Origin of the sequence: Bacillus sp. AFS012607 (assembly GCF_002558005.1) — a bacterium.
Taxonomy (GTDB): domain Bacteria; phylum Bacillota; class Bacilli; order Bacillales; family Bacillaceae_G; genus Bacillus_A; species Bacillus_A thuringiensis_S.
Genome location: NZ_NTVM01000018.1, coordinates 67,001 through 80,401, shown reverse-complemented (window position 1 = coordinate 80,401; position 13,401 = coordinate 67,001). Strand labels below are relative to the sequence as shown.

Below are 13,401 nucleotides of genomic sequence, written 5' to 3'. Positions count from 1 at the left end.
AGGTGGATCAGGTGCAGCAAGTAATGATGTGAAAGCAAGTCCTACAACAGTCCAACGTGAAGTAAATGTCCAGGACAATGTAAAAGGAAATGGAACAGTAAATAGGGATGTGAAAGCAGGCCCTACAACAGTCCAGCGTGAAGTGAATGTCCAGGACAATGTAAAAGGAAGTGGAACAGTAAATAATGATGTGAAAGTAAGCCCTACAACAGTCCAACGTGAAGTGAATATCCAGGACAATGTAAAAGGAAATGGAACAGTAAATGGGGATGTGAAAGCAGGCCCTACAACAGTCCAGCGTGAAGTGAATGTCCAGGACAATGTAAAAGGAAATGGAACAGTAAATGGGGATGTGAAAGTAAGCCCTACAACAGTCCAGCGTGAAGTAAATGTTCAGGACAATGTAAAAGGAAATGGAACAGTAAATAGAGATGTGAGAGCAGATTCTACAACGGTTCAACGTGATGTGAATGTTCAAGAGAATGTTAATGTGAAGGAAAGAAGGGGTTCGGGATTACGACAAAGAGGAAGCTCTAGAAATCGCACAAACAGATTAAATCAAAAATAAGATGAGGAGGGATTTTTAGTGAGAGTGATTGATATTGCAAGTAAAAGAAGACTTTATTTTGAAATGAAACAAAGAGAATTGAAATGTAGTATTTTAATAACGCTAGCAGGATTTGTAATTGCTACTACTATTTTAGCTTTTCAAATTCGTTTTGAATTAAGTCAGTTATATCATTACATCGTTGCTTTTTTTCTTCTGATATATTTTTCTTTTAATCTATATTCAAATAACAAGTTGGCAAAAGAGTGTTCGAAAATAAAAGGTAAGCAGAAGGGATAATAAAATGAATAATTGGTTATTTGCTATCTGCATGTTAGGAATTGCGATTGTGTTAAGCATGATCGCAACTTTTTTTAAACAGATTTTTAGATTACTAAAGTGGAAAAAGAAAGAGGGGCGTATTTTTTAAAAAGAGAGGTGGAACGAAATTGTCACAGAAAAAAGAGATGCAATCACCCAAAGAAAAAATATTAAGTTTAATGGTAGAAGAGGGTATAGAAATAAAAGAAAGTTTTTCTTTTTCTTTAATACGTCCATTTACAGCTGGGTATTTAAAGGGAATGTATGATTTGGAAGAAAAGTGTAGGGGTTATGGGGTTGAAAGAAATTCTAATACATTAATTGTGCCCCAATTCACTGATCTAAATGAAAAAGAACAAGCTATAGATTTAGCTTATTTATGGGGACACCATCTTCTAATGAATAATAAATCATGGTGGTTAGAGGTTTTTCATCCAGATTCATATTTGATAAAAAAACTAGGGTGGAGAAAAGCAAAAGAAATTTGCATTAAACAAGGGATTATAGAAGTGCCCCGAAAATCATTTAAATTTTTCGAAGTGAACGATCTAGATTTCGAAAGTAGAAAGAAACTGTCATTAAACCATTCATATCGACCGTTGTATGATGGACTAAAAATATTAGGTAGATTTTCAAGAGTGTTAGTTAGCGTATATCTTCGCATCCTAATGCTCCTTTTGATTATTTGGGGATTACAATTTTCAGGAGCTATGCAGTATATTCCCTTCAAGACAATTGTTTTCAGTGAAAAATTATTTGGAATAGAAAATGAACATTATGTATTAAGTGGACAAGAAATTATTGATGTTTCAGGTAGTTTATACCTCATAGTCTTAATTACATATATATTATTTGAGGGATTTAAGGCTCTTAGAAATTCTAGGTAGAACTTTTAGGAAGGAGAATAAGAAATGAAATTAAACAGTGAGCAACAAGAGTTCTTTGATTTAGGTGTAGAATTATATGAACTTTATGAGAAAGAAGAATTGAAAAATACAGATTCATTATTTGCTGCAGCAAGAATGAAATTATACAAGTCGGTATTATCATTGGCAGTTAGTTATGACATTTTAAACAAAGATGCGATTTTACGATATGAAGAACTCGGTAATTATGAAGAATTATTGAATACATTACCTGAGGATCATCTTGCTAGATCTTACTTTAATGGAATTCAAAATTTATCACCTGGAATGCAGCTGAGCATTAAATTTGATTTTAAAATCACAATGCAACATTTTTGGAGATTAATTGATGAAGTACTTGAACAGATGCCTAAGTAAGCAAGGCTAATATATATTAGCCGAATGAAAAAATTAAAATTATAAAAGTATAATTCGGAAGGTAGATAATATTGAAAGAGTTCCTAATAGAAATATTAAATAATCAATTTGTAATGCAAATTATCTTTACAACAACACTTTCATTTGTAGTATATATGATATGTTTTATTGCTTATAATGGAGGGCTTTGGAGAGATATGCAATTAGATCCTTCAGAGCATATCTTTCTTGAATTTGATCCTTTACTGCGCATTATAGTAAAACCTGCCTTATTAAGTTGGCTAATATATGACAAGCCCTTTATTAAGAAATGGTTTTTATGGTCTTTAGATCATACTTTAGTGAAATGGATTATTGGGATTTTATTTGTATTAATTGTGGGGGTATGGATTTTACAAATAGCAATATGGGTATATTGCTTTGTGAGAGGAACTATTTACGCAATTATACGTTGGAAAAGAAAACAAAGGATGGTATTTACAACACAGGAAGAAGAAATATTTGATTTTTGTGTACACAAATTTCCGAGTTATACAGAAAAATATTTGGCTAATGAATTAACTCATTCTGTAGAAGCAAAGGAAATAATTTATAAATCACTTTTATGCATGCACATTTTGAATCCTAAAGGTGTGCGTGATTATTATGGTTTGCGTGCTTATGAATATGATATTGAATATTATCCTGAGAAACATCCAGTAAAACAATATTACGCTAAGTTTGAAAAGTACCCACTTTTTATACAAGAACGTATTGAAAACGATAGTAAAATGTTTGAAACTATGAACCTATTTATTAAAAGTATGATAAGAGAGTATAAGTCTTGTAACAATAAGGGGAAAAAATAAAATTCATGACGTAACAAAGGGAGTGATGAGACATGATGCGTAATCCAAAGAATACAAAGCAAGAAATTAAAATAGCTTTTTTCTATCTCATTGATGCAGGAATAATTGGTTTTATGTTGTTCTTAGCAAGTTATATGCCGAATCTATTTCCGGTTGGTGGATTTGGAAGGATTATGTTTTATGTGATAATGGGTACATTTGGATTGTTCTTGTGTATAAAACCGCATAGCAGTCCTACAAATAGAAATATGATGGTTATTTTAGATATGTTGAAGATGGATAATAAAAATTACCATCCAATTGAAGTAAATACAATCAGTAGTAAAACGGAAAAGAAATAAGAGTGATAGGGAGTGCTTATATAGCACTCTCTTTTTTTTAACTCATGAAAGGAAAGATGAATATGAAAGTTGCGGTAGCTGAACCCAAGAAAATGAATCAGAAGAAACGGATAAATTCAGAACAAGGTGATGAAAAACAAGGTTTTATCTCAACAATTTTTGCGTCTTTTAAAAATACGGATGCATCAATAGTTGATGTAGCTCCTTATAAACGACTTGAGCGAAAAACGGGAATTTTAGTGGATCGTAAAGATAATTTGCAAGTCTACTTGAAGGTGAAAACAACGGACTTGGAATCAATGAATGAGGGGGATTTAAAGCGGTTTATGAACCAATTAACTAGTTTATGTAGGGTCTATCATGAACCATTTAAAATTTTATCTTTAACATATTCAACAGAAACAACAGAACAACAAGTTTACTGGAAACGCATGGCGATACGATTTCAAGGAAGGATGAATAGAGAGGGGCTGACTAATGAAGAAGAGCGAGTATGGTATCAACGTTATTCATTGGCAGTTGAAAATCTAAATAGGGTACTTTGGGTAGAAAAGAATTTAAAGGAATTGGCCTTCTTTATCGTTGTTTATGGGGAAAACGAAAAAGAATTAATAAAGAACGTAAAAGATATGAAGCGTTACGGTGGAAGGCAATTTGATTTGCAAAATATGAAGGCAAAAGAAGTTGAAAAATTAATATTTAAGCTGCAAAACATGAATTCGGAAATGTAGGAGGAGAAATATTAATGGTGAAACTAGGAAAAAAAGAACAACAAAAATATCGTAGTGCGGGTTATGATTTAGAATTTATTCAGAGGGTGCAGCCGCAAGGGGGCATTAAATTTAATGAAAGATATATAGCTCAAGGAGATTGCTATGTAGCTTGTTTAAATGTTTATTCTCTGGCAGAAGAAATTCCTCCTTTATGGTTAACAGCATTAATGAACAATAAAGACACGCTATCAAGTTTTGATGTAGCGACTGCTAATAAACAAGAGGTTCTTACAGATATTAACCGTTCTATCACTGAGTTAAAAGATCGTGTGACGTCAGAACGTCGTTCAACTGATCGTGATGATGCAAATTGGGAGTTAGAAAATTTAAAGTTGTTTGCACGTGCTATAACGCAACAAGGTGAAATAGTTAAGTTGGTAAAAGTAAGAATTTTTATTTATGATCCAGTTTTAGAACAATTAGAGAAGCGAATTGGTGATTTGAAAAAAGAGATTGCAGGTCAAAACTATAAAGCACAAGTGTATGTTTTTAAACAAAAAGAAGAGTGGCAAACATTGTTTGCAAGTTATGATCAACAAATTGAATACTTGGGAGCAAAAAGTGGTAACCCGCTGCCTTCAGAAAACATTGGATATGGTATACCGTTTCATCACCAAGATTTAAAAGATCCAAGAGGAATCTATTTAGGACAAACAAATACTGGTGGAGCATTTATTTTAGATCCATTTATCTCTACAGGTACTAGAACATCGTTTAGTGGTTTTGTTTTTGGGAAAATGGGTGCAGGTAAATCTACATTACTAAAACAGTTGTTAGAGGGCCTACTTGGAAAGGATTGTTTTATTCGTGGATTTGATAAAGCACGAGATTATTACACGATTGTTCAACAACAAGGTGGTAAGATAATTGATTTAAGTGGGGCACAAGGTGAAGATGGTGTGGAAACAGGGATGATAAATCCCTTAGAAGTATTTGCAACAAAAATTACTAATACAGGTGCGGTTGATGAAAGAGGATCATTCTTACAACATTTATCTAAGCTTACAAATATGTATCGTTTCTTAAATGTTGATGTAACTGAAACGATTATACAAGAGTTTCGTAGGTATCTTTTAGAGTTCTATACCGAATGTAAGTTGATCCCATCTAGTTCTAAAGAACGGTTTAAAATAACAGGATTACCACCAACTAGTTATCCTATTATGGAAGAATTCCTTGCGCATTTGGATAAAGTTGAACTAGAAAAAGATGCTACTCCACAACGTCATAGAGATTTAGAAACTCTTAAAATGCAAGTACATGATATGGTTCATGTGTATGGAGATATGTTTAATGGGCATACAACTCTTGAAAACTTTGAAGATGAACAAATTGTATTCTTTGATATAGATGGTATATCAAAATTAGACAGACCAATCTTTAACTGTCAATTATTTACCGCATTAACTTTAATTTGGAGTCATGCATTAAAAAATGGTCGTAGAATGAAATATTTACGAGAAGAAAAGAATTTACCAATTGAAGATATTATATATTTTATGGTGTTTTTAGATGAGTGCCATAATGTTATAAATTCTCGAAATAAATTTGCTAATAATTATGTTTTAGAATTTGAACGTGAAATGCGTAAGTTCGTTGCAGGAATATTCTTTGCAACACAATCACCACAAGAAATGTTACCACCACCAGGAAGTAATGTGGATGTTTCAGACATGAAAGCGATCTTTGAATTAACTCAATATAAGATATTTTTAAATATGGATAACTCCGTATTAGAAACCTTAAAAAGTGTTCTAGGTGAGAGTTTAACAGAATCAGAGTTTCGAATTTTACCTGAATTAAAACGAGGAGAAGCAATTGTACAAGTTAGTTCAACTGAGACATATAATGTAATGTTTGATCCTGATCAAAAACAACTAGAACGTTTCAAAGGTGGTCAGTAATATGGCAGCTACACAGGAAACGTTACTAGAAAAATATAAAAAAGTTAAGAGGTTAAAATGGTTAGTTGGTTTATTTAGTGGATCTACAGGAATAGCTATTTTTGCAGCGGTAATGGTGATATTTATTATAGGTGCGGCGATTTTAGGAGGAGGGACAAGCTCAACGGGTACTTCTAGTGGTGGTATAAGTGGTACTGCATCGGTACAAAATTTACCACCAGAAGTCATGCGCTGGAAAGAGATGGTCGAAAAAGAATGTGCAGCTCAAGGAGTACCTGAGTTAGTTCCTTATGTGTTAGCAATCATCATGGTGGAGAGTAATGGTATTTCAGAAAAACTACCTGATATTATGCAGTCAAGTGAGTCACAAGGTTGGAAAATGAACACAATTTCTAATCCAAAGGATTCTATTTATTATGGTGTTATGCATTTAAAGGGAGCATTTGATGATGCAAAAATGTTAGGGATTAATGATTTATTAGCCATTGTACAAACATATAACTTTGGACGTAATTATGTACATTGGTTAGCGTTAAATAATAAAACGCACTCCTTAGAAACTGCTGATTATTATTCTTTAACAGTTGTTGCTCCTGCGGGTGGAAATAAAAATGGAACAAGAATTGGATATAGTCAAGCTGTAGCAGTTGCTTACAATGGTGGTTATCGCTATATAAATGGCGGTAACTTTTATTATGCAGAAATGGTTAAGCAATATTTAAGTTTTGATAATGGGACTGCACCAGGGACTGTACCAGTAACTGGATCAGAAACCTTTAAGAAAATAATGGATGAAGCTTTGAAATATAACGGAAACCCGTATGTTTGGGGCGGTAAAACTCCTGCGCAGGGATTTGATTGTAGCGGATTAACGTCTTGGGCATTCAGGGCAGCAGGGGTTAATTTAAATGGTTCAGCATCAGAACAATACTATGCAACTGTAGAAGTTGATCCGAAAGATGCACAACCTGGTGATTTGGTATTTTTCAAAGGAACATACGGTGGGCCAGATCATGTGAGCCATGTAGGGATATATGTTGATGCAAATACAATGTATGATTCTGAAAATGCAGGGATAGGATATCACCAATTTACATCACCAGGATGGCAAAAATACTATGCAGGAATTAGAAGAGTAGTTCCAAAATAAAAAAGAAATGGGTGCGTAATAAATGAATATGACTTCAAAAATTTTATCAGGATTACTAAGTGTTTCAGTTGCTTTTAGTGGGGTTTTTATTTATACCACAATGAAGGAATTTGATAAGAAAGATAAAAAATATCAAGTCGATATTGCCAAAAAGGAAAAAACAATAGGTGAATTGAAAGCAAAAATGGAACAAGTAAGCATGAAAAATAATACGAATGCTGCTGATTCAAATAAAGAAAATACAAATCCTTTAATAGACTTGCAAAATCAATATAAAGAGGTATCTAAACAATTTATTCAAGCGTATTTGAATTACTCCGTAAAAAATAAGAACGAGAGAAGAGACAACTTATTAAAAATGACGGATAAAAAAGTTGTAGATATGGTAGCCCCTGAAACAGAAGATTTAGGAGATCCAAATTTTAAATCTACCATTAATCAAACCGCTTTATTTGTTGATTCGAATGGAGATATTTCAAAAAAATGTAGTGTTTTAATTGATGTAGATTACACAATTGAAGGTCTAGAAAACAAACAAACGAAGATTAAAAGCTTAATTAGAATTACATTAGAGAAGCAAGGAAATGAAATTAAAGTAGTGGATTATAGTCCATACCGATTAAGTAGATAAGTGTCAAATTAATAAATGAAAGATCCCCTGTATGAAAGGAAACGTAATGCAGGGGATCTACTTTTTTAAAAAAAGTGTAATCTAATATTCTAAAGGAAAGGGGTATATGTCATGCTTTTGAGTGAATTAAAACCGAATCATGATTATTCAAGAGAAGGAAAATATATAATCATTAAGTTATGGAAGAGGAAAAATGATTATCAAGAAATAGCAATTGATTGGTTTGACTATAATCCTGGTAATAAATTTGATTGGCTAATTGTTCGTGAATATGACGTGGATCATAGAGGGAAAAAGAAATATACAAACTATAAATTAGAAAATATTCATGAGGAAGTAAGAGTACAAGTGAAAGTATTTAGTAAGAAAGGAGCAGCAGTATGCGTTTAAAATTTGGAGCAAAAAAAGAAGAAAGAAAACCTGCAAATACGAAAAGAAGAGCATATATGTTAACCCTGGGAAGTTTTGTAGCAATGTTTTTTGTACTATGTATTTCGCCTGCCTTTAGCGGAGCAACATATAAGTTTGAGGAAATGAAAATGGGAGAATATCAAAGCCTATCAACGATGGTGAAGATTTCAGTTGTGAAAAAAGAATACAATCCTACAAATAAAACGTTGCGAATTGATTATGAATTAAAGTCGGATAATGACCCTCAGATTCTTAGTAACATGAAATACAAAGTAGAGAATAAATACATTAAGCAAAAAGAAAATGATGTGAAAACAAAAATTTATCGTGCTAGTGATAACTATATTGTTGTGATTAGTGAGAACATACCTGAAGATTTCGGTGTAGTTTCATCTATTGTTAAGCCTGAATACATTCATCCAGAATTACAATCTGATGCAGATGATATAAAAGATAGAAGTTTAAAAACTTATATTTTACAGAAGGAAAAACTAATTAATGAGGATCTAAAAGAGGAATCGCAGATCTATTACGAAAAAGAATATCTTGCATTCTCACAAAAATCTATAAGGGAAGAAATTAAAGAAATGCAACAGAAGATTCATGATAAAGAATCTGCTATTAAACAATTAAAAATAAAAAATGATAAGTTAACAAAAGAAATGGAGTACCAAACTGAAGATGAAAAACTTAAAACCAAAAATACAATGAACTCAAATGAATCAAAAATTAAGAATCATCAAAAGGAAATGGATGGATTTAAAGAAGAGATTAAAATGAAGGAAAAGAAAATTGAGCTGTTGAATGAAAAGAAAAAAGTTATATAAAAAGGTACTTTTTAAACGGACACAAAACGTACTACAAAGGTCTCAAAGAGACCTACAAATAGATGATAAAAGGACTCAAAACGCCCCACAAGTGCGTTTTTGACATCCCAGTTAGAGAGCTTTAGAAACCCAATAGGCACAGCCTATTTCACCACTTTGTCCTCAAAGTGGGATAGGGTTTCCTTATGCTCTTTTTTTAATCTTTTCTTTTGGTAGAGCCTTTATCTGATTTCTAGAAGATAAAGGTGATCTAGCATTTAGATACGTGGAATAATCGATAAATAAAAAAGAACTTAATTCTACATGAATTAGGTTCTTTTTTATTGTAAAGCAGGTGACAATATGGAAATTCATGTTCGGAATGCTAATCCGAATCATATAAAGGAAATTGATGAAAGGTGTAAGCAAATAAGTAAAAGACTTGGAAGACGTTACTATCGTTGGGAATACATTAACGAAATTTTTAGAGAACACTTTGATAGAGAATATAAAAGAAATAAAGAAGATAAATTTGATGAAGCTGTTAATAATGTTTCTGTTTCTTTGGAAAGGCAAGAGGATAAGTTACAAGAATATATAGATGTTACAAATGAATTAATTAAGATACTAGGACAGAATGGATAGGGGTTGAATGAAGAATGGCTAGGGTAGCTTTTGAGGAAACGTTTCGCTTTCGTGGGAATAGAATCCACAAAGATATAGTTAAAGATTTTATGAAGCAGTATCCTGAGTATTCAACTGAAGCAGATGCTTTACGGCATGGAATTGTGCTGCTAGATCAAAAAATGAGGAAAGGGAAAGGAATAGATGATCTATCAGTTTTAAAAGAAGATAATAAAAAAATAGTGCAATCAATGAAAGCGATGCAAATACAAAATGATGTGTTAATTAAATTAAATATAGAACTTCTTTCACGATTAGGTAGTGATTTAAGTATAGAAGATTTACAACAAGAAGTGAAAAGTAAAATTGCATCGTCTGTTACTAGAAAATCGGAAGGGAAGTTCTCCCGAACTTCAAAACGTGAGCCAATGGAATCAAGAAGGGAACCTAAAGTACAAGAAGAAAAAGAAATCAAAGCATCATCTATAACAGAGAAACGATTACCAATGGTTAAGGATAATGAAGAAATACTATTAATTAACGATAAACCGCATAAAAAGATTTGGAGATTTGGAAAGTTTATTAATGAAGAAATAGAGTGGGGGCAAATACCTGAACATAGACTTGAAGAATTGGAATGATAAAAAGGAGTAACGAGTTATGGGAAAGTCACCAGGTATTATTTTAACGTCACAATATACAATTCCTAAAAAACAAAGCTTCACAACGTACATCGACTATTGTACGAGAAGGAAGGCACTTCTAAAGGATGGACATACTTTAACAAATACAGAGTTACAGGAATTAAATCGTCTTGAAAATGCGATTGATTCTTTTGATATGGAAACTGGAAGTACATATTCAAGCAAGGGTAGAAAAGAAATTTCTAAAAAAGAAGCAGAAGCACAAGTACTTTTAACTTCCCCTGATAGCTTTAATACGACAAGTGATTTTGAAAAGTATGTTAGTTATATGGGAAGAAAGTATGCACTAGAAAGTAAAAAGAAGCTCAATAAAACAGAAAAAGAAGAAATGGATCTACTAAATAAACATATTGAGGATTTATCCCCTAATAGTAACGAAAATAATCAGGAATTAGAAAAAGAAGTGAAAGAAATTTTACCAGGTGTTTTTTCAAAAGAAAAAAATGTAATTACACAAAATGATTTAACGGATATAAAAGAGTTAGTTGGAAAGGCGCAAAATAAAGGAAGTGTTTACTACCAGGATGTTATCTCTTTTGATACAGACTTTTTAATTACACAAAAATTATATGATCCTAAAACAGATATCCTAGATGAAAACCGTATTCGAAATGCGAGCCAGAAAATGATGGATCAGCTATTTAAAGATGAAAAAATTGAAGAAAGTAATGGATTCTGGTTTGCATCCATTCATCGGAATACAGAGCATATCCATATTCATTTTGGTACTGTAGAAAAAGAGAATCGAAGAAAGTTAGTAACAAAAGTAGTGAACGGGAAAACTTATTATGAACCGAAAGGGAAACGAAAACAAAGTACGTTAGATCACATGAAAACTACCTTTGCGAATTCCCTAGTAGATCGTACAAGTGAATTAAGTCGTATCTCCAATTTAAGAAATGAGTTAGTACAAGAAATAAAAGAAGAGTTTCAAGGATCGAAAGAAAGGAAGCAAAATAGAGAGGTTGTTTTATTGCAAGAGATATATGATGGATTGCCTAGTAATAAAAAAGATTGGACATATGGAAGTAAAAAAATGCCGAAAGAAACTAGGAATAAAATTGATGAATTAACAGGATTGTTAATGAAAGACAATCCACTATTTAAAGAATATGAAGAAGCGGTAGAAAAAGAATCTAGTTTCCAAAAAGGTCTATATGGGGAATCCGAACGAGAAGATAAAGATTATGCTAGGAATCAAATGAAAGATATGTATAAACGTATGGGTAATTCCTTACTTAAAGAATTAAAGAAAAAGAAACCATATGAAGAAAATCCATTGTATCAATTTCAGCAAAAAAATGAACAGATAAAAAAGAAATATGAAAGGGGGTGGTCAGCAAAAAGGCGGGAGTATAGTAATTATTCTAAGTACAAACCACCGGTAATACGTAAGAAAGATGTTCGAAATATTGGAGCAGCAATAAATGATGATTTAACAAAGTGGCGTGCAGAAAGGGAATATGAACTTGTACAACAACGTATTGCAAGACAACAAGAAATGGAATATTGATTTTAAAAAATAGATGTTCTTTAAACATCTATTTTTTATTTATATGAAATTTTAGGAGGATTAGAGATGAATACAAAAATTCAAGCTAAAACATTAGGGTACTTATTAAGCGAAATTATGGAACGCGGTATAAATACAGAAGAGGTTGTTATGGAAAGAGTATTAGGTTGTTTTCGTAAACTAAGAAAAGGTTTAACTAATATTGAAATTAAGGAAAAAGGGTTGAATGTATATTCTAAAAGAGGAATCTCTTTTGGGGAGCTTGTACAAGAAGGTATTAATCGGAATTTAATATCTTGGACCAGAGAAAATGAAAAAGAAATAAAAGAATTGAAGCGTACTAAGGAAGGGACAGATTTCCTTAGAGCATTTTACACTGATAATTATTCAGGCGATTTTATGAAATTCAATAAACAAGTAAACGAATTGTTTGAAAAATATGGGGAGTTAGAACTCGATCCTAAACAAATAGAATATTTGTATTGGAGGGGTGATCATCCTATTTCAGAGATAGAAAAAACATATATAAACAATCCGTATAACAGTGAACATGAAAATGAAATAGTGGAGTTTCATGAGTATTTATCAGGAATTAAGAGTGAGAATTTAAAGGATGATGAATTTATATTTCATTTTGCTCCTAAATTATTTTTACCGGAGACATGGTTTCATGCACCTGTCAGATTGGAAATAGAGGGTCTTGAAATTCAAAATACATTAGTTCTTAATAGACCATATCCTAATAAACGTTATGTTGTTGCAGGGGTTGAAAAGGATAATGGAATTATTTCGCATGGATTCTATTGGGTTAAAAATAAAAAAGAGTTAATTAATAACCATATAGAGGTTAAGTTAAATTGGTTTGTTGGAAAGCGTAAAAAGATTACACATAAAATTGATCTGAGTTTCCAGTTTGGAGAACATAAAGGGAAACTTTTCTCCAATGATCAATGTTTAAGTAGAAATACAAAGTTAAAACAGTTTGAAATAAAGACAGACCTATCAAAAGTTGATGTTTATGAAGATGAGTTCTTATTTTATGATAAAGCAGATTTAACACATTTTCCTATGGAAAAACACTCTTATTTTGCTGCGGATAAAAATATGGATCGTTGGGAAACAAGAAAGAGAAAAGAAGCAATTAAACAAAACAAAGTAACTGAGGTTCACTATAATATTCTTTCAAGTGCAGGGTTGAATTGGGAAGATGAAAATATAACAATTATAGAAGAGTTTATGAAAAAAGGGGATGCTAACTTTAAGGATCATGGAGGTGATTATGGAGCTTGTTTTGATGTTACATATAAACATAATATTAGTAAAGAAATTGATGAAGAATGGTTATTTGAAAAGGTAATAGAGTTTGCGAAGAAATATAAAATTACAGAATTTGAAATGTGGAAGAAATATGGTGAAGGTGGTACTTATGAAATTGGTTTTGGGATTTATTTAGAGGGATCTTTGGAGAATCCTACTATAAAATTAAGAGAAGTTTATTTAGGATCATTAGAAGATTGGAATCTATCATGGGCCGAATAAATTATT

15 protein-coding genes and 1 pseudogene are annotated in these 13,401 nt (G+C 31.9%); all 16 read left to right on the top strand.

Annotated features, from left to right (window positions below; all coding sequences use genetic code 11):
• Positions 1-568: pseudogene (locus tag CN409_RS21385) on the top strand (pLS20_p028 family conjugation system transmembrane protein); the annotation flags it as partial.
• A gap of 18 nt (positions 569-586) precedes the next feature.
• Positions 587-847, top strand: coding sequence for a hypothetical protein (locus tag CN409_RS21380; protein WP_087876231.1), 261 nt, complete (start codon positions 587-589; stop codon positions 845-847).
• A 149-nt stretch (positions 848-996) separates the two neighbouring features.
• A complete protein-coding gene (locus tag CN409_RS21370) occupies positions 997-1,755 on the top strand; it encodes a hypothetical protein (RefSeq protein WP_098217932.1) in 759 nt (252 codons plus the stop codon).
• Between the two features lie 24 nt (positions 1,756-1,779).
• A complete protein-coding gene (locus CN409_RS21365; RefSeq protein ID WP_087876233.1) occupies positions 1,780-2,151 on the top strand; it encodes a hypothetical protein in 372 nt (123 codons plus the stop codon).
• A gap of 71 nt (positions 2,152-2,222) precedes the next feature.
• The gene (locus CN409_RS21360; RefSeq protein ID WP_061664022.1) at positions 2,223-2,999 is read left to right on the top strand and encodes a hypothetical protein; all 777 of its coding nucleotides are present in this window, start codon (positions 2,223-2,225) and stop codon (positions 2,997-2,999) included.
• A 32-nt stretch (positions 3,000-3,031) separates the two neighbouring features.
• Positions 3,032-3,340, top strand: a complete 309-nt coding sequence (locus CN409_RS21355) for a DUF5592 family protein (protein ID WP_042596227.1) — start codon at positions 3,032-3,034, stop codon at positions 3,338-3,340.
• 62 nt (positions 3,341-3,402) lie between these two features.
• Positions 3,403-4,071 (top strand): hypothetical protein, encoded by a 669-nt coding sequence (locus tag CN409_RS21350; RefSeq protein WP_141527728.1) that lies wholly within the window; start codon positions 3,403-3,405, stop codon positions 4,069-4,071.
• Positions 4,072-4,085: 14 nt separating this feature from the next.
• Positions 4,086-6,017: a VirB4 family type IV secretion system protein gene (locus CN409_RS21345; protein WP_098217930.1), complete on the top strand. Its 1,932-nt coding sequence runs from the start codon at positions 4,086-4,088 to the stop codon at positions 6,015-6,017.
• A 1-nt stretch (position 6,018) separates the two neighbouring features.
• Entirely contained in the window at positions 6,019-7,167 is a 1,149-nt protein-coding gene (locus CN409_RS21340) for a bifunctional lytic transglycosylase/C40 family peptidase (RefSeq protein ID WP_098217928.1), read from the top strand.
• Between the two features lie 22 nt (positions 7,168-7,189).
• The gene (locus CN409_RS21335) at positions 7,190-7,798 is read left to right on the top strand and encodes a hypothetical protein (RefSeq protein ID WP_098217927.1); all 609 of its coding nucleotides are present in this window, start codon (positions 7,190-7,192) and stop codon (positions 7,796-7,798) included.
• A 111-nt stretch (positions 7,799-7,909) separates the two neighbouring features.
• Positions 7,910-8,188, top strand: coding sequence for a DUF5513 family protein (locus CN409_RS21330; RefSeq protein WP_098217925.1), 279 nt, complete (start codon positions 7,910-7,912; stop codon positions 8,186-8,188).
• Positions 8,179-9,036 (top strand): hypothetical protein, encoded by an 858-nt coding sequence (locus CN409_RS21325; protein WP_086421737.1) that lies wholly within the window; start codon positions 8,179-8,181, stop codon positions 9,034-9,036. Before CN409_RS21330 ends, CN409_RS21325 begins: the two co-directional genes overlap by 10 nt.
• A 342-nt stretch (positions 9,037-9,378) precedes the next feature.
• Positions 9,379-9,660 (top strand): hypothetical protein, encoded by a 282-nt coding sequence (locus tag CN409_RS21320; RefSeq protein ID WP_098217923.1) that lies wholly within the window; start codon positions 9,379-9,381, stop codon positions 9,658-9,660.
• Between the two features lie 14 nt (positions 9,661-9,674).
• Positions 9,675-10,280: a hypothetical protein gene (locus tag CN409_RS21315; protein ID WP_098217922.1), complete on the top strand. Its 606-nt coding sequence runs from the start codon at positions 9,675-9,677 to the stop codon at positions 10,278-10,280.
• Positions 10,281-10,299: 19 nt separating this feature from the next.
• The gene (mobP2, locus tag CN409_RS21310) at positions 10,300-11,856 is read left to right on the top strand and encodes a MobP2 family relaxase (protein WP_098217920.1); all 1,557 of its coding nucleotides are present in this window, start codon (positions 10,300-10,302) and stop codon (positions 11,854-11,856) included.
• Between the two features lie 66 nt (positions 11,857-11,922).
• Positions 11,923-13,395 (top strand): DUF5514 family protein, encoded by a 1,473-nt coding sequence (locus CN409_RS21305; RefSeq protein ID WP_098217919.1) that lies wholly within the window; start codon positions 11,923-11,925, stop codon positions 13,393-13,395.
• Positions 13,396-13,401 lie beyond the last annotated feature (6 nt).